This is a genomic window from Acinetobacter sp. YH12068_T (assembly GCF_024606005.1).
GTDB classification, from domain to species: domain Bacteria; phylum Pseudomonadota; class Gammaproteobacteria; order Pseudomonadales; family Moraxellaceae; genus Acinetobacter; species Acinetobacter amyesii.
The window spans coordinates 81,881-103,016 of record NZ_CP094555.1 but is presented as its reverse complement, the minus strand read 5'-3'; the positions used below and the strand labels follow the sequence as shown (position 1 = coordinate 103,016).

The window sequence follows — 21,136 nt, the reverse complement described above, 5'->3', positions numbered from 1 at the left end:
CGATCGTTACTATAACGAATACTATGTTATGGTTAATTTATCGTCAATCTTATTTTCAAGGGTGTTGCAGATGCGCTACAAACCCGAATACAAACAACAAAAACGCCAAGAACTATTAACCATCAGCGGACAAATTGCGAAAAAAGACGGCTTTGCCGCAACAGGTGTGGATGGATTCATGAAAGCCGCCGGCGTCACCAGTGGTGCCTTTTACTCACATTTTTCGTCTAAACAAGAGCTACTCAAAGCCTTAATTGAACATGAGTTACAACACAGTTTTGATATGTGGCAAAGCAACCCGCATCATAATGCAGCCGACTGGATTAATTTTGAGTTAGACCGTTACTTAACCCCTTCCCACCTTGAACATCCTGAACAAGGCTGTGTTTTGCCGACACTTGCGACCGAAGTGGCCCGCGCAGATGATACGATTAAACAGACCTATGAAAAGGAATTACTGCGTGGTCACGCTTTATTTAGTCAGCATCTCGGTAGCGAAGAACTCGCTTGGGCCATAATGTCCCAACTGGTCGGTGCAATTTTAATTGCGCGAGCAGCTGCAGATCCACATTTGCAAAAAACTATTTTAGACGCCAATAAGATGATGATTCGGCAATATTTAGAGAGCCATGTGGCTGCATCAACGTGATTGATTTTTATGTGACTGTTCATGGAGTTAAAGCCCTACAGTTTTCCGACAAACTGCTCATCTCTTTCATTTGAATTATTTAAAATCTGTATAAGCTTACCCATTTTTATGCTTTTCAATCGCTTAAAGATTGGGCATAAATGGCACAATTCAAATAAAGTCCTCTTTTCAAGGTTCTGACGACTGTGTATAACAATGAGCCATTAAAGGAAAATGATAAGCATAGGCAAAGAACGCAAAAAAACGTTAGACTATGCAACAATCAATGCAAGTAAATGTCATTCGAGACAAACAAAAAGGTGAAGATTGATGCCGCTCAATACTGTTGAAGAGCTCGTAGCTGATATTCGTGCAGGAAAAATGGTCATCCTCATGGATGATGAAGATCGTGAAAATGAAGGCGACCTTGTTATCGCTGCGACCCACGTACGCCCTGAAGATATCAACTTCATGATTACGCATGCGCGTGGTCTTGTGTGCTTAACGCTCAGCAAAGAGCGTTGCCAACAGTTAAATTTACCACTCATGGTTGATGCCAATGGTGCGCAGCACGGTACCAACTTTACCTTGTCTATTGAAGCAGCAAATGGCATTTCAACTGGTATTTCTCCTGCTGAACGTGCACATACCATTCAAACTGCTGTAGCAGCACATGCAAAACCCGCTGATATTGTTCAGCCAGGCCATATTTTCCCGCTTATGGCGCAGCCAGGTGGTGTACTACACCGTGCAGGTCATACTGAAGCAGGCTGTGACTTATCTCGTTTAGCCGGCCTAGAACCCGCATCTGTGATTTGTGAAATCATCAATGAAGACGGCACAATGGCACGTCGCCCAGACCTTGAAGTGTTTGCTGAAAAGCATGGCTTAAAAATGGGAACCATTGCAGATCTGATTCACTACCGCATGACCAATGAACAAACGGTTGAACGTCTAGACCAGCAAACACTAGATACAGAATACGGTACATTTGAATTGTTCCGTTACCGTGAAATTGGTAATCCAGACATTCATTTAGCCCTTGTGAAAGGCGAACCAAAACAAGGTGTAACCACTGTACGCGTACACGGTTTCAATCCAGTTCGCGACTTACTAAAACTGAATAAACAAGATGGCGCTCCGGCGTGGAATCTCGATAAAGCACTGAAAGAAATCGCATCCAGCGATCGTGGTGTTTTAGTATGGATTGGTCAGCGTCATTTACAGGACTTAGGTCCTGCTTTAGAAAATTTAACTGCACCGAAAAATGTTAAATCCAATGCAGCACTGTCTCAGCAGTATCAAACCATTGGTGTCGGCGCACAAATTTTACGTGATTTAGGCGTGGAAAAAATGAAGCTTCTCAGCTCGCCACTACGCTTTAATGCACTATCAGGTTTTAACTTAGAAGTGGTGGAATACATCACCGCAAATCAAACATCAGAGAAATAATCGAGGTTGCTATGGCAGTTCGCCGTATTGAAGGTATGTTACATCTCACGAACGAAGACCGTTATGCGATTTTAGTTGGTCGTTTTAATAGCTTTGTTGTTGAACATTTGCTAGAAGGTGCCGTTGATACATTGAAACGTCATGGCGTATCAGAGGATAATATCACTGTTGTTCATGCACCGGGTGCTTGGGAACTTCCTGTGGTTGCGAAGAAACTTGCAACTTCAGATCGTTTCGATGCCATCATCGCGCTTGGCGCAGTGATTCGTGGTAGCACGCCTCACTTCGATTTTGTTGCTGGCGAATGTGCCAAAGGTTTAGGCGTTGTTGGTCTAGACACTGGCTTACCAGTAATTAATGGTGTATTGACTACGGATAGTATTGAACAAGCGATTGAACGCTCAGGTACAAAAGCAGGCAATAAAGGTAGTGAAGCTGCCTTGACTGCTATTGAAATGGTTAACTTGTTAAAGGCTATTTAACGCTATGTCGCAAACACTTCAAGCAACTTATGCAGCAAAACGTAAAGCACGTCGCTTTGCTGTACAAGGAATTTATGAATGGCAAATGAGCCGCAATCCTGTGCATGAGATTGAAGCACGTACGCGTGTGGAAAATGCCATGCACAAGGTAGATCTCGGCTATTACCACGAGTTATTGACCGAGGTTGTTGCCAATCATGAAGCATTGGATGCGCTTTTAATCCCTGTACTCGATCGCGAAGTTGAAGCCTTAGATGGCGTTGAACTTGCAACCCTTCGTTTAGGCGCGTATGAACTCAAAGAACACCTTGAGATTCCTTACCGTGTCGTACTCGATGAAGCGATCGAGTTAGCTAAACATTTTGGCGGTGCAGACAGCCATAAGTACATCAATGGTGTATTGGATCGTTTAGCGACTACATTGCGTGCAGCAGAAAAGCAACAAGCTAATTAATTTATTAAGTAGTACGTTGTATGGCTGAGTTCTCTATCATTGATACCTATTTTAATCGTCACAGCAGTAGTGCTGTCGATTTAGGGGTCGGTGATGACTCAGCCTTGCTCACCCCTCCTCCACAGCAACAATTGGTCATCTGTGCCGATACTCTCATTGCTGGACGTCATTTTCCTCTCGACACCAACCCACATGCCATTGGCTGGAAATCTGTTGCCGTCAATTTATCTGACATTGCTGCAATGGGCGCCAAACCGCATAGTATTTTACTGGCATTAAGCCTACCCCAAATTGATCATGAATGGCTCAAAGGCTTTAGTCAGGGTTTATATGATTGTTGCGATCAATTTGGTGTGAGTTTAATTGGTGGTGATACCACACAAAGTCCTCATCTGACGATTTCAGTTACAGCCCTCGGCTGGGTAGAATCAGGACAAGCTGTCCCACGTTCAGGTGCCCAAGTCGGTGATTATATCTGCGTCAGCGGACAAGTCGGTGATGCTGCATTTGGCTTAAACCATTTAGGTCATCGCTTACAACGCCGTTTAGATTATCCCACACCACGTTGCTTATTGGGCCAACAGCTCAAAGGCTTAGCCAACAGTATGATTGATGTCTCTGATGGGCTCGCACAAGATTTAGGACATATCCTCGCTGCTTCACACGTCGGTGCAGAAATTGAATTAGATCAACTTCCTATCGATCACGATGTAAAACAATTACAACAAGAAAAGCAGTGGCAGTACGCACTCGCGGGTGGTGATGACTATGAGTTATGCTTTACAATAAGCCCGCAGAATTATCAAAGAATTCTGCAACTAGAATTAGATGTAAACATTAGTAAAATCGGTCAAATCACCCCAAATTTGGGAATCCGTTATAACAACCACGGTGTGGACCAAGTCATAAAATTTAAGGGATACCAGCATTTTGCATAAGCCAGCCATTAACTTTAAATCCATGTCTTGGTTTAACCGAGTCATCGCCTTTTGTGGCGTGGGATTTGGCTCGGGTCTTGCACCTAAAGCACCGGGCACCTTTGGCTCTGCTTTTGCTTTGTTGTTTATTCCAGGTTGGCTTGCAATCGGCTTTTTCAACTCCATTATAGTCATGATCATCATGTCGATTATTGGGATCTATATTTGCGGTCAAACCGCCAAAGTCATGGGTGTTCATGATGATGGCCGCATCGTATGGGATGAATTTGCCGGTCAGTCCATTACCTTCCTCCCAATTTTATATCTTGGGCAAATGAGCTGGACTTGGGCATTGATTGGTTTTGCTTTATTCCGTTTATTTGATGTCTGGAAACCGTGGCCTATTCGTGTCATTGACCGTCAAGTCGGTGGTGGCTTTGGCATCATGTTTGACGATATTATTGCGGGCCTTTGGGCTGCGCTTTGCATCTGTATTTATTTTTATATTTTGTCTATGTAATAGAAACACCTAGGATTAAACATGTCTACTAGCGTTATTATTCTTGCTGCAGGTAAAGGGACACGTATGCGTTCTCGTTTACCCAAAGTATTACAACCACTCGCAGGACAACCTTTACTCGGCCATGTCATCAACACTGCGAAAAAATTAAATGCAGAAGAAATAATTACCATCTATGGGCATGGCGGTGAATTGGTTCAAAACGCGTTTGCACATGAAAATGTGAAATGGGTTGAACAAGCAGAACAATTAGGTACAGGCCATGCAGTCAAAGTGACTCTGCCTGTCCTAGCAAAGACTGGGATTTCTTTGATTCTCTCGGGCGATGTGCCTTGTATCACTGAAGCAACATTACAAAAATTATTAGATGCATCTGCTCAAACAGGTATTGGCTTAGTAACTTTAACGGTTAATGATGCGACAGGTTACGGGCGTATTGTTCGTGAAAATGGCAAGATTCAAGCCATTGTTGAACATAAAGATGCTTCTGAAGAACAACGTAAGATCAAAGAATTTAATACCGGTATTTATGCAGTGAGCAATGCCAAATTGCATGAATGGCTGCCAAAATTAAGCAATAATAATGCACAAGGTGAATATTACCTGACCGATATCGTGGCAATGGCAATTGCTGACGGTCTCGAAGTGGCATCTGTTGAACCAGAACGCGCTTTCGAAGTGGAAGGTGTCAATGACCGCGTACAATTGGCAGCCCTTGAACGTGAATTTCAAAGTTTCCAAGCAAAACAACTGATGCAACAAGGCGTTCACCTGATTGATCCTGCTCGTTTTGATTTACGTGGCACACTGACTGTCGGTCAAGATGTCCGTATCGATATCAACGTAATTATTGAGGGTGATGTTGAACTCGGTGATAACGTTGAAATTGGTGCAGGTTGTGTGATTAAAAACACCAAGATTGCAGCAGGAACTAAAGTTCAACCATATAGCGTTTTTGACAGCGCCATTGTTGGTGAAGACGCTCAAATCGGTCCATTTGCACGTTTACGCCCAGGCGCAAAATTGGCCAATGAAGTGCATATTGGTAATTTCGTTGAAGTTAAAAATACCACTGTCGGGTTAGGCTCAAAAGCCAACCACTTTACCTATTTAGGTGATGCAGAAGTCGGTGCAGGTTCAAACATTGGCGCAGGCACCATTACCTGCAACTATGATGGCGCAAACAAATTTAAAACCATTATTGGTGACTCAGCCTTTATCGGCTCAAATAGCTCATTAGTCGCTCCTGTCACCATTGGTCATGGTGCAACAGTGGGTGCTGGCTCAACCATTACACGTGACGTAGCAGAAAATAGTCTTGCGGTAGAACGTTCGAAGCAATTTGCCAAAGAAAACTATCAACGTCCCCAAAAATTGAAGAAATAAGAGGATTAAATTATGTGCGGTATTGTCGGTGGCGTTGCAGAACGTAGTATTACCAATATTTTAATTGAAGGCTTAAAGCGTCTTGAATATCGTGGCTATGACTCTGCGGGTTTAGCGCTGATTAATAAAGGCCATGTTCTACGTGAACGTCGCGTAGGTAAAGTTGCAAATCTTGAACAAGCCGTTGAAGAAGCAGATATCGCAGGTTCGGTCGGTATTGCACACACGCGCTGGGCAACCCATGGTAAACCGACTGAAAATAATGCCCATCCGCATATTTCAGGTAATGTTGCTGTTGTTCATAACGGCATTATTGAAAACTATCAAGAGCTTAAAGATGATCTTGAAGCGCTTGGTTATGTCTTTACATCACAAACAGATACAGAAGTTGTCGCACATTTAGTCAATGACGCTTTAAAAAGCACCCCGAGTCTTTTAGAAGCGGTTAAAAGTGTGGTGCCTCAACTCAAAGGTGCTTATGCACTGGGTATCGTACATACCGACCATCCTGATGAATTAATCACGGTGCGTGAAGGTTCACCTCTCGTGATTGGTGTCGGTATTGGCGAGAACTTTATTAGCTCGGATCAATTGGCACTTTTACCAATTACCAACCGTTTTATTTACCTTGAAGAAGGTGATATTGCACGTTTGACACGTAATACTATTGAAGTATTCGTCGATGGTAAATTGGTGAATCGTCCAATCAAAGAGCTTGATGCGACTGTCAGCAATGCTTCAAAAGGTGAATATAAACACTATATGCTCAAAGAAATTTATGAGCAGCCTGAAGCGATTAAGCAAACGATTTCACAAGCCTTAAATGGTAATGCGCTTCGTGATGATTTCCTTGCCAATGCAGCTCAAGATTTCAGCCAAATTCAACAAGTGCAAATCATCGCTTGTGGTACTAGCTACCATGCCGGCATGATTGCCAAATATTGGTTTGAGCAACTCATTGACGTGCCTTGCCAAGTCGAAATTGCCAGTGAATTCCGTTATCGCTCGCCTGTGATTGTGAATAACACACTGTATGTTTGTATTTCTCAATCAGGTGAAACAGCCGATACTTTAGCTGCACTGCGTGATACGCAAAAACGTGCAGCAGCGAAAAGCTTGAATATCACCACCATGACCATTTGCAACGTGGCAACTTCGTCAATGGTACGTGAAACCAACTACAGTTTGTTAACACTCGCAGGCCCTGAAATTGGTGTTGCTTCGACTAAAGCATTTACCACACAGCTTGCGGCATTGATGCTATTGGTATTGAAAATTGGTCAAATTAAGCAAAGCATTTCAAATGACCGTGTCTCTGAAATTATTGCAGCGCTTTGGCATACACCGAAAGTGATTTTAGATACTTTACAAAATAATGCTGAGATTCTACGTCTATCAGAATTATTTGTTGAAAAAAATCACTGTCTATTCTTGGGTCGTGGAACTGAGTTCCCTATCGCACTTGAAGGTGCTTTGAAACTTAAAGAGATTTCATATATCCATGCAGAAGGCTACGCGGCTGGTGAATTAAAACATGGTCCATTGGCACTGGTTGATAATGATATGCCTGTGGTGATTCTAGCTCCACAAGATGACATGTTGGATAAACTCAAATCGAATATGGAAGAAGTTCAAGCTCGTGGTGGTGAGTTATTTGTCTTTGCAGATGAAAATAGCGGGATCAAAGCGAAAGATCGTCAACACGTGGTTTATGTACCAAGTATGAATGAAATCTTGGCACCAATTGTGTATAGCATTCCAGTACAACTGCTCTCATACCATGTTGCAGTGCTGCGTGGAACAGATGTCGATCAGCCACGTAACTTGGCGAAGTCTGTGACGGTGGAATAATTTAAGGGTATTAAAAAGGGCGCTTAAGCGCCCTTTTTATTCAGTTTTATTTTTCAAAGAATAATGATATTAGTTCACTTTTATTTCTTTGCCACGTTGATAACCATCAACATAGAACTCCAATTGCTCCAATGCCCAATTAACATCGGCTTCAATTGCAGTTAAGTTATAAATTCGCTCAAAAATAGGCAGTAATTCCTCAAGCGGATAATGCTTTTCAAATGAGCGAAGAATACGACTATGATCCGTCACTTGAGTATCTTCCTGATCAATCAATAACTCTTCATACAATTTCTCACCAGGCCGTAATCCAGAATAATGAATTGCTATATCACCGATATCCGTTCCGTCTTCACGAACTTTTAAACCGCTTAAAGCGATCATTTGACGTGCTAAATCCTGAATTCGAACAGGATCTCCCATATCTAACAAAAATACATCACCACCTGTGCCGAGAGCTCCAGCCTGAATAACCAATTGTGATGCTTCGGGTATTGTCATGAAGTAACGAGTGACATCAGGATGTGTAACGGTAATCGGGCCACCTTTGGCAATTTGCTGTTTAAATAAAGGTACGACCGAACCTGAAGAACCTAGAACATTACCAAAACGCACAATACTAATTTGTGTTTGATTTTGCGCCTCAGCCATTGCTTGGCAATATAGCTCTGCCATTCGCTTCGAAGCACCCATCACATTGGTTGGGCGGACTGCTTTATCAGTTGAAATCAATACAAAGGTTTCCACGCCTTTTTTAACAGCTGCATTTACACTAAAAGCTGTACCCACAGAGTTATTTTTTAATCCTGCTAAAGGATTACATTCAACTAAGGGGACATGTTTATAAGCTGCTGCATGATAAACGGTTTGAACATGGTATTGTTCAATGACTCGCTCAAGTTTAGCTTCATCTAATACTGTTCCTAAAATTGGAATAATTTCAATATTACAATTCAGACGTAGCTCTTTATCAATGCTATATAGTGCAAACTCAGTGAGTTCAAATATTACTAATTTTTGCGGGTGGTTTTTAATAATTTGCCGACACAACTCCGACCCAATTGAGCCTCCTGCTCCTGTTACCATCACGACTTTATTCTGGATGTTTTTCGCCAGTAATTCAGGAACTGGAGGTACAGGGTCACGACCCAATAAATCAATAATATCAATTTCACGAATATCGGAAACATGGATATCACCATCGACCAATTTCGTTAAGCCAGGAATTTCAGTAATTTTAATATGCGCTGGCTCTAAGAACTTCACAATTTCACTTTTACGTGTACGTCCTACAGAAGGTAACGCAATTAAGATTTCATCTACTTTTTCTTGATCAAGATGCTTAAGTGCTTGTTCGGCATTATAAACCTTTAAACCACCAATAATTTGCCCTGTAAGTGACTCATCATCATCGATAAAAAATAATGGAAAATGCTCATCAGAACGATTTAGCATCGCCGCAATTTGTTGACCTGCGTAACCTGCACCATAAATCACAATTTTTCTTTTGGGCATATTCGTTTGTAAACTCGCTCTCACGATAAAACGAATTGCGCTACGACTAAACCACACCCAAGCAAACATTAAAAAACCAAACATCAATGGAATTGAAGTGGGTATAAATGCATGACTACAGTACGCTAAAGCGTATAAACCTAAGATTGTTAATCCTGTAGCAATTGCTAAACGCGTAAAAAAAACTTCATTAAATGTACGAACAATAAAATGATAAAGTCCACAAATAAGTGACATAGCTACAGCAAGAGTACTTACCCAAAGTGAGCCATATGCGATATTAGGAACAACTTCAGCACCTAAATTAAATTCACGTAACGCATAACAAAACCAGATGAGAACTGGAAACGCTAAAAAATCTAAAATTACTAAAAATAATTGTTTGGCGTATCGAGGAGAATTCACCAAGGGCATAATGACTGATTTCACAGGATTAGTCTTCTCTATGCTATTTATATAATTGAACTAAAAATGTTTTTAGTCGATCTAGCATTTTTAAACAAATGTAAAAATGTAAGCGAGTTCAATTATTGAGACTCGCCACACAGAAAATGAATTAAATTTTTGAAAGTACACTTTGAATTGCGTGAATTGTTGTACTTAAACTACTTTCACTTAAGGTTGGATGCACAATAAACATCAGACTAGTTTCTCCAAGTTTTTGTGCATTTGCTAAACGCTGTTCAGGGCGCCAAGGCGTTCCATCAAAAGCATGTTCTAAATAAACCTCAGAGCATGAACCACTAAAGCATGGGACACCTTGTGCCGTGATTTCATTCATAATGCGATCACGTGACCAACCTTCAGGTAAATGCTCTGGATTCACTTGAACATAACATTTATATGCTGCATGTACATATTCCTCACTTGGCTGTGAGACAGTAATAAATGGTGTTTCAGCAAAGGCTGCATAGATTTTCTGCATGTTTTCATTACGGACCTTGGTCCATTCAGCCATTTTTTTCAACTGAATACGCCCAATGACTGCTTGCATTTCCATCATGCGCCAGTTGGTGCCAAACGAATCATGTAACCAGCGGAAACCTGGCGGGTGCTGCTTGTTATAAATGCTGTCAAAGTTTTTACCATGGTCTTTATAAGACCACATTTTTTTCCATAAGGCTTCGTCATTGGTGGTGACCATACCACCTTCACCGCCAGTGGTCATGATTTTATCCTGACAGAAAGACCAAGCACCAATGTGTCCGATAGAACCCGCTGATTTCCCTTTATATTTTGCACCATGCGCTTGAGCACAGTCTTCAATAACATAAATGCCTTTATCTTGTGCTAGCTGCATGATTGGATCCATATCACACATCCAACCCGCCAAATGTACACAGATAATTGCTTTAGTATTTGGTGTTAAAACAGCTTCGATTGTACGCGCAGATATATTTTGCGAATCTAACTCTACATCTGCAAATATAGGGTTTGCACCAGCAGTCACAATAGAGCTTGCAGAAGCGAGGAATGTTCGTGAAGTGACAATCACATCATCCCCTGCCCCAATACCCAAAGCTTTTAATGCGACATCGAGTGCAACAGTACCGTTTGCCAAAGCTACGGCATATTGAGTTTCTGCAAAAGCGGCAAATTCTTTTTCAAATTCACGGCATTCTTGACCCGTCCAATAGTTTACTTTATTTGACAGTAAAACTTTTGATACAGCATCTGCCTCTTCTTGCGTAAAGCTTGGCCACGGTTCAAATGCAGTGTTTAACATATCTCTTTCCTAAATTGATTTTTTAAAAATCTTTATTTCTTCTCTAAAATTCGGGCTGGATTACCTACAACAGTAACACCTGCGGGAACACTTTTAGTCACGACTGCCCCCATACCAACCACAGCACCTTTACCAATCACTAATGGTTTGTCTGGGGTACCTTGTTTGATCACCGCACCAGTACCAATATAGGCATGATCTTCAATGTGAATATTGCCATTGCATTTTACACCTGGTGCAAATGTGACATAGTCACCAATAACGCAATCATGCGCAACATAGCTATAAATGTTGGCATGGAAGAATTTACCAATTTTAATATTTGAAGTAATACATGTAAAAGGACACAGTAGACTGCCTTCACCTATTTCAACTTCATCTAGAATAACCGTATTCGCCGCTTGAATTTCTAAATGTTGAACATTGTCCTGATTTAAACGAGCTACCAATTTTTCACGTACTAGGCTATTTGCGATTGCAATTGTCACATGTTTATCGGTTTTAGAATCATTGATAAAATCAGTGTAGCTTAGTACTTTATATCCGTTTAAATCTGTATTTGCCTGACCGTCATCAATAAATACAAAATGTTCTTTATTTAATTCAGTAAATTGCGCACGTACTAGTGGCATGACTTCTTTACCAAATCCGCTTGCACCGTAAACACCAATCAATTTATTCGACATTATTTTTCATCCTTATGTTTTGATCCTGTAAAGCGAGTCATCGTTGCCTCACCTTCTGCACTAATGTCATCCTTCGCAATCACTTTCTGCACCGTCTTCAGCATGATTTTAAAGTCGAGCCAGATGGACTGGTTTTCAACATACCATGTGTCTAATTTGAATTTTTCTTCCCAGCTAATGGCATTACGTCCATTCACTTGTGCATGACCCGTCATACCTGGACGCACATTGTGACGCTTTGCTTGTTCGTCATTATATAACGGCAAATACTCCATCAGTAATGGACGAGGACCCACAATACTCATATCACCTTTGATGACATTCCAAAGCTCTGGCATTTCATCCAAACTGGTTGAACGCAACATTTTGCCAAATGGGGTCAAGCGTTCACTATCGGGTAGCGGATTACCTTGTGCGTCTACTGCATCTTTCATGGTACGGAATTTAATCATTTCAAATGGCTTACCATTGAGCCCTGGACGAACTTGACGAAACAACACCGGCGAACCTAGATTTTTTTTCACTTTATAAGCAACGTATGCATATAAGGGGGAAAGGAGAACTAAGGCAATTGAAGCGATTAAGATATCCAATAAGCGTTTTAGCATAAATTAACCCCTTGCCACCCATTCAGAAAATTGCTGAGACAGATCTTGGCGGTTAAATTGCGCTTGCGCAGTTTGCTGTGCATTTTTACCCATTTGAACCAATATTTCACGATGATCAGCAGCATATTCTAATGCATTTGCAAAGGCTTGTGGATTTTCAGGCGCAACAGCAAAACCGCATTTTTGGTTCTCAATTAATTCGGCCAACCAACCAGGATAATTGTTTAAAACAGGCAATCCCGCTGCAATATAATCAAAGAATTTATTTGGCGATGTTCCATAATAAAATGCAGGTACATTGGCTAAAATCTGCAAGCCAATATCCGCACTTGCCATCAAGCCAGCCAATTTGGTTTTATTGACAGGATCATGAAAAACAATATTGGTTAGCTGACGCTGTGACGCTTGCTCCACCAATGTTTTTTTCTGCATTCCGTCTCCAACCAATACAAGCTTAATATCATCCCTGCCGCGCTTCTGCAATTCAGCTGCCGCCTCAATTACTGCGCCTAAGCCATTTGCTAAACCGTGGGTTCCTGTAAAAATAGCCATTAAATCCGTCGATTTAACCTCAGCTGGGCGCCATGGCGCATGTTCCTGAGCAAAAATATCCAAGTCACAGCCATTAGGTATGGACGCTATTTTTTCCGGCGCGACACCGCGTTTTTTTATTCCCTCAACAATTCCTGGAGACAGCCCGACTAAGCGGTCAGCCGAACGGTATGAAACCCATTCAAGAACTGACATCATCCATAAGACAACCGGATTTTTAATGACTCCCATCGCTTTAGGCAGTTCGGGCCATAAATCGCGAACTTCAAATACAAAGGGCTTGCGTCTAAGCCATTTTGCAAAAATGCCAGGAATACCTGCAGTGAGCGGTGTGGTCGTAGCAAACAGCACATCATATTGTTCAGTAAAAGCTACTTTGATCGATTTGAAAGCAAAACTAAGAAAAATCAAAATCCGCTTTAAAAAACTTAGGCTGTTTGAGTAAGGCAATTCAAATTCAATAATATCAATGCCATCTACATTTCCTTTACGCACGCCTTTATCAAAGGGCTGTGTTAAGCCAGTCTGGCCAGCGCCAAAGGAGCCGCATACCATCGTCACTTGATGGCCATTGCGAATCAGCGACTGCGCCATAGCATAAGAGCGGATACCCGCTGATCCTTTGGGAGTAGAAAAGTGCTGATGGAAATATAGAATTTTCATGAGATCTCTTTAATGACCGTAGTTATTGTTGAGGAATGCTTCACCTTCACTTCTAACACCGGCAAAACAGTCTTTTGATAATAGTAACGAGACTCAAATCCAGAGGAAAGTGTAATTTCAGCCTCAGTATTTGCTTTAATTTCGATTGAAATTCTGCCATTGGAAAGCGTGCCGCCATTCAGCTCCCATGAGCCAGGCTGCAGGCGCCAGCGTAAAACAGCCGACTCTTTAAATCCCAACACGCTGTCTATAACAATAATTTCTTTATGATGCAGACTGACCTGCCTTTGATGCTGGCATCCCCAAAAATCGGCATATCCGCAGGAAAATTTATCTTCTGAATATGCTAAGTTTAATGGCTTCAGCCATGCGCCAAATAAAAAGCGGCTTAATCTTGGCATTTGCAAATGCCCGTCAAACTGAACAGTATTGTGGCTGGCAGGTCCGCTGAAATAATCTAGATCGTCAGCAGTAGAGTTATAACTGTATGTACCACCGTCTCTAAGTGTATTTTGGCCATTGCACCACACATCCAAATGCAAAGCATCACATTGGCTAGGCCTGAATTTGAATACCGGCAATTTAAAAGCAATAAAAAAATTATTATGCTCTGCGGAAATTAAACCGCTGGACTTAAAAAATTTATTTTTATTCGGCGAAACAAAAGCGGTCTGATGTATTTTATCTAAACCAAAGAATGTTAAGGGCTGATCATAGCTGCCCGCTTCTGTATAATAGCTCTGCCCAGCAAATAAAGTACTTGCCAGCTGCACACTCGGCCTGAAATCACGATAGTCTGTTTTCGACACAGGCAGCAATTTTGCGCCATCATTTGCGCCTAAATTTGGCACATCGCCATTTTCCTGTGTCAACACAAACAGCCAATCGGCAGCCTTATGCAATTGACTGTACATAGAAGCGGAAAACTCAGGCAGTTTAAGTTTTCTTCTGATAATTTCACTTAAACAGTAAGAATCCAGCATTACACGGTGGTAATTGACTGAATACTGACTGAACCCGCCATCAGCCATAATCAGCTTAGACGCACGGTTTTCTAGCCATTTACGCCCTAATGACTGCCATGTGCTGTAAAGTTTTGTTTGATTTACACTATTGAGCAAAGATCCGCCGATGAACAAGGCAGCCGCTTCTGAAGTTCCATGATTGTTATCCTGCGCAATCGCATAATCAATCGTAGGAGCAATCCGCTTTAAATGAATTTCTATAAGCGCCAGCACATTTTGCGATGGTGACTCCCATTGCTCCAAACCAATTAACGCGCTGATCAAATGCATTACACGGATAGATGCCTCCTGACCGCATTTCCAATTGGGGCCGAGGTATGCAGAATTATTCTCACACCAGTTATTCAGCCATTGATCAAGCTGAGCCAATTCAGCTTGATCATGAGTTTCATGATGTCTTAAAACAAAGTGAAGTAGCCAGTCAAAACGGGATGCCTCCCAGATGCCTTTAATGTCACCGACATTGGCATCAAAATCAGGAATTTCAAACCAGGATTTTGCAGTATTGGCAAAATTAGCCCCTGTTAAAGGGCTATAAAACCAGTTGGGATACTGACCTATGGCATAAGACTTCCAGCCAAAAGCTGTAAGCTGATATGAAGGCTCAAACACTGTTTCTTGCTTTTGAGTGTGTGCAAAAAAAGAGCCTGAAGGCATCTGTGCAGCAATTTTCTGCACAGGGTTTAAACCAGTTTTAACCCCTATACGGTAGTACATAACTCTTAATAAATTATGCACTCCTAAGCTAAGTGCTGTGGATATAAATGTTAATTTATTCATACTAAACTCAAAGCTTATTTAACATCATTATCTATCCATTTTTTGATAATACTTCTCCATGAATAGGTTTCTTGAACTTTATTCTTTAAAGTCTGGGATTTAGCAAAAAACGACTCATAATCTCTTGCTACTTTTAGAAGACTTTCTTCAAGATCTTCATAACTACCAGATTTATAATAAATAAACTCATTAAAATTAGAATCTATATGAGATAATGAGTCTCCAACCACCATAGGAATATTTAAGTAAGCATACTCAAATAGCTTCATAGGACTCCCTGACTTAGCCAACTCAGAATCATCCGGATGAATTATCAATATAGGATTAACGATATTATTTAATGAATGAATTAGATTTTCATGATTAAAAGGACCATAAAAGAATACATTTTCTAAACTTACATCTTCATTAAATCCAAATATGTGGAACTTTAAATCTGGATGGTGTTTAAAAAACTTATAAACTGCATCCCACTCGTAGTAATCCTGTTTCTTACCAAAGTATACAAAATTTACATCTTCACCATTTTCATGTTTAACTTCGAAAAATTCTAAATATTCGCTAGAAAAACCATTGGGCATAACATAAATAGATTTAGCCCTAGAAATAGAGAGAATTTGTTTTTTTGAATTTTCAGAAACAACAATAATCTTTGATAGTTTGGCAGTCAAAAAAATAGACAGCCGAACAAAATATTGAATAAGCTTATTAGACGAATTCAATCCTGTAATTGAATTAACTTCAAAATAAATATTTTTATAAAACAATAAGAATGGAAAAAATAAAAAAGGCAACATAGGACGCCACCTAATCACTATTTTTTCTTTTAAAAAGATTGAAATTAAAATTTCTTTAAAAAAACTAAAAAAGCAAATAGCCGTCAAAAAAAGTATATTTTTATCTTTTTTTATAAAACTTTCCGCCTTCCCATAACTATTAACCTTTATGATAAAACCATTTTCCACAAGACCTTCAGAAAAGCCTTTGGCATGACTAACCCTCCCGCAAGGCCCTTCAGTAAAAAACTGTTTAGTTGTTAAAATATACTTAATTTTCATCTAGATATACTAAAAAGAGTGAAGTTTAATTCATATAAACCATTTTGTTATATAATAGTAGTATTTATTCCAGAGTAAATCAAATTGAATATAAGAAATATTACTATGTTTGCTATTGGGCCAATTGGAATAGCTTTCTTTGGATTTATTTCTATACCGATTATGGCATGGATATTTTCTGCAGAAGATATAGCTAGACTTACAATAGTACAACTAACTAATACATTTGCCGTTCTAGTTTTAACATTAGGCTTAGATCAAGCATACATACGTGAATACCAAAATACCAAAGAAAAAGCCAAGTTACTAAAAAGCTGTCTATTTCCAGGTTTAATTCTCTTAATATTCATAAATTTTATAATGATTTATAACGCCAATCATTTTTCAAAATTATTTTTTGAAAAATCAGACTATTATCTAATAATACTATTAGTAGCATATATAACATTTTCATTTTTTACCAGATTCCTATCATTAATACTAAGAATGGAGGAAAAAGGCTTAGCTTTTTCATTGAGCCAAATAGCCCCTAAAGTCACTTTTTTAATATTGATTTTATTTGCAAGTTTCTATAAAAATGTAAATTTTACTCATTTGTTTATCATACAACTTTTATCAATAGCTACAGTTTTCATATTTTTTAGTTGGAATACTCGTGAAAAATGGATAATAGCAGCTAGAGAAAAATTTGAAATTAAAAACACCAAATCATTATTATCATATGGATACCCTTTAGCTTTAGGAGGCATTGCCTACTGGGGACTAACATCTATTGATAAAATCATGCTTAAAACATATTCCAGTTTAGATCAATTAGGGATTTATTCTATATCAATAAGTTTTGCTGGCGCAGCTTTGATAATACAAAGTATTTTTTCAACCATCTGGGCTCCTACTGTATTTAAATGGATAAACCACGAAAATGGAATTGCTAAAATAAATATCATTAGATCCCATTTAACACAAATTATATTTATTTTATTTTTACTTTTTTGCAGTTCTGCATGGTTAATTGATTACATCTTACCAAACAAATACAATGATGTTAAATATATATTTATGGCATGCTTATGTTTTCCACTACTATATACCTTGTCAGAAACAACTGTCATAGGTATTAATATTTCAAGAAAAACATATTTGTCATTTTTGGCATCTATGATCGCTTTAATATTTAATATTATAACTTGCTATTTCTTAATACCTAAATTTGGTGCTTTTGGAGCAGCAGTTAGTACAAGCTTATCATTTTTCGTTTTTTTAGTGGCGAGAACTGAATTATCAATCATTGTATGGAAAAAATTTCCTAGATTAAAAATATATATTTTAAGTGTGTTAATGATTACCACCTCATCATTAATTATTGTTTTTAGAGAATATATCAATATTACATTTTATACCTTATCAACATTAATAACAGGCATATATATTTTGGTATATCTTAAAAAAAATCTTAATCAATTAAAAATACTATTAAAAAATAAGGCTTAAGCCTTATTTTTTAATAGATAATGATCATTTAATTTTTTTATTTGTATAGTATTCATATCTTCACCTACATTAATATTTTTAAGTGCTGCCTTACTTTTAAAGCTTATTGGCATCAAATAATATTTATAATCAGTTTTGACGATTTTTTTCCCATTTAAGATTGTCATATAATTAAGCCAAATATCATCAGCTAACGGACATAACTCTAAAATTTTTTCTTTATCAAGAGCATCACTATGCAATATTCCTGGTGGATACAAAACACCACTCCCCCCATATTGCATTATTTCTTTTGAAGGCTCAACTCTACTAAAAAGTAAATTCTTCCAATCTTTATAGTTATTTCCGTTTTTTTGAGCAGCTAAATTAGCAATAACACAGTCAGGATATTGTTCACTAAATTTAACTAAAACCTCTAACATGCCTTTCGAATATAAGAAATCATCATCTACAGTTACAACAATATGCTTAGGATATTTTTTCATCACATAATAATATTTTTTATGGGATCTAATATCATCATCTGCCCATAAAATTTCTAATCCTCTTTTTTGTTGCTGCAATAACTTTTTTGGCAATGCTTCCATACCAGAGAACTGTTTTAATGATAGGGTTAAAACGATTTTACTTGGTTTATAATTTTGATTTAATAAACTTTCTACCACCAGCCATGTTTTATCTATCCGGTCAGGAAACGTAGTCAAAGAAATTACTATATTATTAGTAACATTATTCAAATCTTTTTTTTTAAATGTATAAAAAAGAGTAGATAAAAAACCATAGACATATCTCAATATAAATCTAAATATTTTAGAAAAAATATTTTTCTTTCCTACATTAAGACTATATAAATAATATAAGATGTTCATTTACTAACCAACTTTGAATTTTCGCTTTTAGAAAAATACGAACAAATCAATACAAAAAGAATAATTTGCCACGGGGTAAAGAGAAAGGGGCGCTGCACAAACGATATTAGAAAAATTAAAAATAAAACTATTGAGAATACTGATTTTGATCTGATGGCAAAAAATAAATAGATCAAGCAAATTAAAAATACTCCAACTACTCCATACTCAATAATAAAAAATTTATAACTTTGACCATCTATTAACTGCTTGTTTATTGTCAAAAAATTTAAAGGCATACCAAAAAAAATATTGGTTGAATTTAAAAATTCTTCATAAAATTGACTTGATAAAACACCATTTCTTCTCGATAAAGAATCACCAAAATCATTAAATCTATTCAAAACCACTAATCTAAATGATTCTATACTTAGAATAAATGTTGATGCTACTAATGAAATTGTAGATAAAGCTAAAATTGACTTTATTCTATTTTCATAAAAATATATAAAAACCATCCCTAAAAATGTAATAACATAAAATGCGAGGGAATATGAGAAAAAACTAGCAACAAGGATAATAACATTACTAATTTTCTTAAAGTTATATTTTTGTGCAAATAATATAAAAGCAGAAAAAGTACCTATAACACCTGGTTCATCAAATACACTATAGAATCGCACATAATCCATTTGAGGCTGTATAAAAAATATATAGTGATAAAATGTTAAATTTTCAGCTTTCCCCCAAAGATCGCCATACATCAAATCAAATTTATAAGGGATTTGATATAAAAAATTATGTATAAACCAAAATACAAAAGAAACACCTAGGATAATAGCATATGTTTTCGTTATATAATCCAAGGCTAAAACTTTCTCTTTTTCTTTTAATAAAAAGGCACTCAATAATGCTACGAAAAATAAAACTGAAGATACCCTAAACTCAAAAAAACCCTTAATTACAACAAAATAACAAAATAACAAAATATATAAAAATGCAAACAAAGCATTCTTTTTATTTATCGAATTTAAGCGAGAAATCTGAATAGTTAATAAAAATAAAACACAGGCTCCAACAATATAATAATTAAATCCCCACAAAAACCAAAGAGGATTTGATGAAAACATTAATATAACTAATACGATTGCCAGTAATTTTTCAATACTTATTAACATAGAAAATACACTTTTAAATAAGCAAACTCAATACAAATTCAAGTTTGCTTATTTTTTAAATTAAAATAAATTACACGTAATCAAACTATCCTTACCTAGTAAATCCATACCAAATTGACGATGTCCAACTAATACAACCTTAATATCCGCACTATGGGAATCATCTAAATCTACAAGTTTGACCAATCCTTCTAGTTTATTTGGTAATTCACTAATATTCGGCTCAACAGCTAAAATATTTAAACCTTGCTCTGCAAGCTTTTTGGTAATTTCCAACGCAGGACTTTCGCGCAAGTCATCAATATCAGGTTTAAACGCTAGACCATAACAAGCTACTTTTACATCTTTAATGGTTTTTTCAGGGTTTGCTTGTAAAAATTCCGCAATCTTAATTTTTACCTGATCTATCACCCACTCAGGCTTACTGTCATTTACTTCACGCGCAGTACGGATTAAACGCGCCTGCTCTGGCGTTTTTGACACAATAAACCATGGATCAACAGCAATACAGTGACCGCCCACCCCAGGGCCCGGCTGCAAAATATTGACACGCGGATGACGGTTGGCAAGCGCAATAAGCTCCCAAACATTAATATCCAGCTTGTCACAGATAATCGAAAGCTCATTTGCGAAAGCAATATTCACATCACGGAAAGAGTTTTCTGTCAATTTGCACATTTCAGCTGTACGCGCATTGGTTTCAATGCAGCCGCCTTCTACAAATGTTTTATACAAATCGCTGGCAGCTGTTGAACATGGCTGAGTCATGCCGCCAATAATCCGGTCATTGCTGATCAGCTCAACCAGCACTTTGCCAGGCAGTACACGCTCTGGACAGTGAGCAATACGGATATCTGACTCTTCCCCAGCCTGCTGCGGGAAAGTTAAATCTTCACGCGCTTCACTTAACCAGGCAGACATCTGCTCAGTTGCGCCTACAGGAGAAGTCGACTCTAAAATAACCAAATTGCCTTTTTTCAAAAATGGCGCAAGCGCTTTTGATGCTGCCTCGATATATTTCAGATCCGGCTCATAATTGTCTTTAAACGGCGTTGGCACAGCAACAATATATGCATCGGCTTCGACTGGCGCTGTTTGAGCAGACAGCATGCCTTTTTCAACAACATCTTTAACCAGCGCATCAAGATCAGGTTCAACAATATGAACTTTTCCTTGGTTAATCATATCTACAGCATGCTGATTAACATCAACACCTGTTACTTTTACACCATGCGCAGCGAAAGTGGCTGCAGTAGGAAGGCCGATATAGCCTAAACCGATAACACAAATATGCTTAAATTGATTATTCATAATAT

19 protein-coding genes are annotated in these 21,136 nt (G+C 38.3%); 9 read left to right on the top strand and 10 right to left on the bottom strand.

What is annotated here, in order from left to right:
* Positions 1-70: 70 nt before the first annotated feature.
* From MST18_RS00450 to glmS, 8 genes are all read left to right on the top strand, one after another.
* The gene (locus tag MST18_RS00450; protein ID WP_180133320.1) at positions 71-649 is read left to right on the top strand and encodes a TetR/AcrR family transcriptional regulator; all 579 of its coding nucleotides are present in this window, start codon (positions 71-73) and stop codon (positions 647-649) included.
* A gap of 309 nt (positions 650-958) precedes the next feature.
* Positions 959-2,080, top strand: coding sequence for a bifunctional 3,4-dihydroxy-2-butanone-4-phosphate synthase/GTP cyclohydrolase II (gene ribBA / locus MST18_RS00445; RefSeq protein WP_078194075.1), 1,122 nt, complete (start codon positions 959-961; stop codon positions 2,078-2,080).
* 11 nt (positions 2,081-2,091) lie between these two features.
* Complete coding sequence (gene ribE, locus MST18_RS00440; RefSeq protein WP_180133321.1) at positions 2,092-2,562, top strand: 6,7-dimethyl-8-ribityllumazine synthase; 471 nt, start codon at positions 2,092-2,094, stop codon at positions 2,560-2,562.
* 4 nt (positions 2,563-2,566) lie between these two features.
* Positions 2,567-3,016, top strand: coding sequence for a transcription antitermination factor NusB (gene nusB, locus MST18_RS00435; protein ID WP_067765594.1), 450 nt, complete (start codon positions 2,567-2,569; stop codon positions 3,014-3,016).
* 20 nt (positions 3,017-3,036) lie between these two features.
* Positions 3,037-3,954: a thiamine-phosphate kinase gene (gene thiL / locus MST18_RS00430; protein ID WP_180133322.1), complete on the top strand. Its 918-nt coding sequence runs from the start codon at positions 3,037-3,039 to the stop codon at positions 3,952-3,954.
* 22 nt (positions 3,955-3,976) lie between these two features.
* Positions 3,977-4,453, top strand: a complete 477-nt coding sequence (locus tag MST18_RS00425) for a phosphatidylglycerophosphatase A (RefSeq protein ID WP_078194116.1) — start codon at positions 3,977-3,979, stop codon at positions 4,451-4,453.
* Between the two features lie 21 nt (positions 4,454-4,474).
* Positions 4,475-5,839 carry a bifunctional UDP-N-acetylglucosamine diphosphorylase/glucosamine-1-phosphate N-acetyltransferase GlmU gene (gene glmU / locus MST18_RS00420; RefSeq protein ID WP_180133323.1) on the top strand — a complete coding sequence of 455 codons (1,365 nt, stop codon included), beginning with the start codon at positions 4,475-4,477 and terminating at the stop codon, positions 5,837-5,839.
* A 12-nt stretch (positions 5,840-5,851) separates the two neighbouring features.
* A complete protein-coding gene (glmS, locus tag MST18_RS00415) occupies positions 5,852-7,690 on the top strand; it encodes a glutamine--fructose-6-phosphate transaminase (isomerizing) (RefSeq protein WP_180133324.1) in 1,839 nt (612 codons plus the stop codon).
* 69 nt (positions 7,691-7,759) lie between these two features.
* Here glmS and MST18_RS00410 read toward each other — a convergent pair whose 3' ends face one another.
* From MST18_RS00410 to MST18_RS00380, 7 genes are all read right to left on the bottom strand, one after another.
* The gene (locus MST18_RS00410) at positions 7,760-9,634 is read right to left on the bottom strand and encodes a nucleoside-diphosphate sugar epimerase/dehydratase (protein WP_180133325.1); all 1,875 of its coding nucleotides are present in this window, start codon (positions 9,632-9,634) and stop codon (positions 7,760-7,762) included.
* Between the two features lie 127 nt (positions 9,635-9,761).
* A complete protein-coding gene (locus MST18_RS00405) occupies positions 9,762-10,931 on the bottom strand; it encodes a DegT/DnrJ/EryC1/StrS aminotransferase family protein (RefSeq protein WP_180133326.1) in 1,170 nt (389 codons plus the stop codon).
* Between the two features lie 32 nt (positions 10,932-10,963).
* A complete protein-coding gene (locus MST18_RS00400; protein ID WP_180024793.1) occupies positions 10,964-11,617 on the bottom strand; it encodes an acetyltransferase in 654 nt (217 codons plus the stop codon).
* Positions 11,617-12,225, bottom strand: coding sequence for a sugar transferase (locus MST18_RS00395; RefSeq protein ID WP_180133327.1), 609 nt, complete (start codon positions 12,223-12,225; stop codon positions 11,617-11,619). Before MST18_RS00395 ends, MST18_RS00400 begins: the two co-directional genes overlap by 1 nt.
* 3 nt (positions 12,226-12,228) lie before the next feature.
* Complete coding sequence (locus MST18_RS00390) at positions 12,229-13,440, bottom strand: glycosyltransferase family 4 protein (protein WP_180133328.1); 1,212 nt, start codon at positions 13,438-13,440, stop codon at positions 12,229-12,231.
* Complete coding sequence (locus MST18_RS00385) at positions 13,437-15,245, bottom strand: heparinase II/III family protein (protein WP_180133329.1); 1,809 nt, start codon at positions 15,243-15,245, stop codon at positions 13,437-13,439. The genes MST18_RS00390 and MST18_RS00385 overlap by 4 nt, the downstream gene beginning before the upstream one ends.
* 14 nt (positions 15,246-15,259) lie before the next feature.
* Positions 15,260-16,303: a hypothetical protein gene (locus MST18_RS00380; RefSeq protein ID WP_180133330.1), complete on the bottom strand. Its 1,044-nt coding sequence runs from the start codon at positions 16,301-16,303 to the stop codon at positions 15,260-15,262.
* 105 nt (positions 16,304-16,408) lie between these two features.
* Between MST18_RS00380 and MST18_RS00375 the strand changes: the two genes are divergently transcribed.
* Positions 16,409-17,794, top strand: a complete 1,386-nt coding sequence (locus MST18_RS00375) for a lipopolysaccharide biosynthesis protein (protein WP_257227519.1) — start codon at positions 16,409-16,411, stop codon at positions 17,792-17,794.
* Here the strand turns inward: MST18_RS00375 and MST18_RS00370 are convergent.
* Genes MST18_RS00370 through wecC form a run of 3 tightly spaced genes read right to left on the bottom strand, consistent with a single transcriptional unit; the run spans position 17,791 to position 21,131 of the window.
* Entirely contained in the window at positions 17,791-18,663 is an 873-nt protein-coding gene (locus MST18_RS00370; protein ID WP_180133332.1) for a glycosyltransferase, read from the bottom strand. The two genes, MST18_RS00375 and MST18_RS00370, sit on opposite strands and share 4 nt — an antisense overlap.
* Entirely contained in the window at positions 18,660-19,820 is a 1,161-nt protein-coding gene (locus MST18_RS00365) for a hypothetical protein (RefSeq protein ID WP_180133333.1), read from the bottom strand. Before MST18_RS00365 ends, MST18_RS00370 begins: the two co-directional genes overlap by 4 nt.
* A gap of 60 nt (positions 19,821-19,880) precedes the next feature.
* Positions 19,881-21,131 carry a UDP-N-acetyl-D-mannosamine dehydrogenase gene (gene wecC / locus MST18_RS00360; RefSeq protein WP_180133334.1) on the bottom strand — a complete coding sequence of 417 codons (1,251 nt, stop codon included), beginning with the start codon at positions 21,129-21,131 and terminating at the stop codon, positions 19,881-19,883.
* Between the last annotated feature and the right edge of the window lie 5 nt (positions 21,132-21,136).

What these genes read in the sequence shown, in the direction of transcription:
- MST18_RS00450 (WP_180133320.1), top strand. Translation starts at nt 71, where the DNA reads ATGCGCTACAAACCCGAATACAAACAACAAAAACGCCAAGAACTATTA.
- ribBA (WP_078194075.1), top strand. Translation starts at nt 959, where the DNA reads ATGCCGCTCAATACTGTTGAAGAGCTCGTAGCTGATATTCGTGCAGGA.
- ribE (WP_180133321.1), top strand. Translation starts at nt 2,092, where the DNA reads ATGGCAGTTCGCCGTATTGAAGGTATGTTACATCTCACGAACGAAGAC.
- nusB (WP_067765594.1), top strand. Translation starts at nt 2,567, where the DNA reads ATGTCGCAAACACTTCAAGCAACTTATGCAGCAAAACGTAAAGCACGT.
- thiL (WP_180133322.1), top strand. Translation starts at nt 3,037, where the DNA reads ATGGCTGAGTTCTCTATCATTGATACCTATTTTAATCGTCACAGCAGT.
- MST18_RS00425 (WP_078194116.1), top strand. Translation starts at nt 3,977, where the DNA reads ATGTCTTGGTTTAACCGAGTCATCGCCTTTTGTGGCGTGGGATTTGGC.
- glmU (WP_180133323.1), top strand. Translation starts at nt 4,475, where the DNA reads ATGTCTACTAGCGTTATTATTCTTGCTGCAGGTAAAGGGACACGTATG.
- glmS (WP_180133324.1), top strand. Translation starts at nt 5,852, where the DNA reads ATGTGCGGTATTGTCGGTGGCGTTGCAGAACGTAGTATTACCAATATT.
- MST18_RS00405 (WP_180133326.1), bottom strand. Translation starts at nt 10,931, where the DNA reads ATGTTAAACACTGCATTTGAACCGTGGCCAAGCTTTACGCAAGAAGAG.
- MST18_RS00400 (WP_180024793.1), bottom strand. Translation starts at nt 11,617, where the DNA reads ATGTCGAATAAATTGATTGGTGTTTACGGTGCAAGCGGATTTGGTAAA.
- MST18_RS00395 (WP_180133327.1), bottom strand. Translation starts at nt 12,225, where the DNA reads ATGCTAAAACGCTTATTGGATATCTTAATCGCTTCAATTGCCTTAGTT.
- MST18_RS00390 (WP_180133328.1), bottom strand. Translation starts at nt 13,440, where the DNA reads ATGAAAATTCTATATTTCCATCAGCACTTTTCTACTCCCAAAGGATCA.
- MST18_RS00385 (WP_180133329.1), bottom strand. Translation starts at nt 15,245, where the DNA reads ATGAATAAATTAACATTTATATCCACAGCACTTAGCTTAGGAGTGCAT.
- MST18_RS00380 (WP_180133330.1), bottom strand. Translation starts at nt 16,303, where the DNA reads ATGAAAATTAAGTATATTTTAACAACTAAACAGTTTTTTACTGAAGGG.
- MST18_RS00375 (WP_257227519.1), top strand. Translation starts at nt 16,409, where the DNA reads ATGTTTGCTATTGGGCCAATTGGAATAGCTTTCTTTGGATTTATTTCT.
- MST18_RS00370 (WP_180133332.1), bottom strand. Translation starts at nt 18,663, where the DNA reads ATGAACATCTTATATTATTTATATAGTCTTAATGTAGGAAAGAAAAAT.
- MST18_RS00365 (WP_180133333.1), bottom strand. Translation starts at nt 19,820, where the DNA reads ATGTTAATAAGTATTGAAAAATTACTGGCAATCGTATTAGTTATATTA.
- wecC (WP_180133334.1), bottom strand. Translation starts at nt 21,131, where the DNA reads ATGAATAATCAATTTAAGCATATTTGTGTTATCGGTTTAGGCTATATC.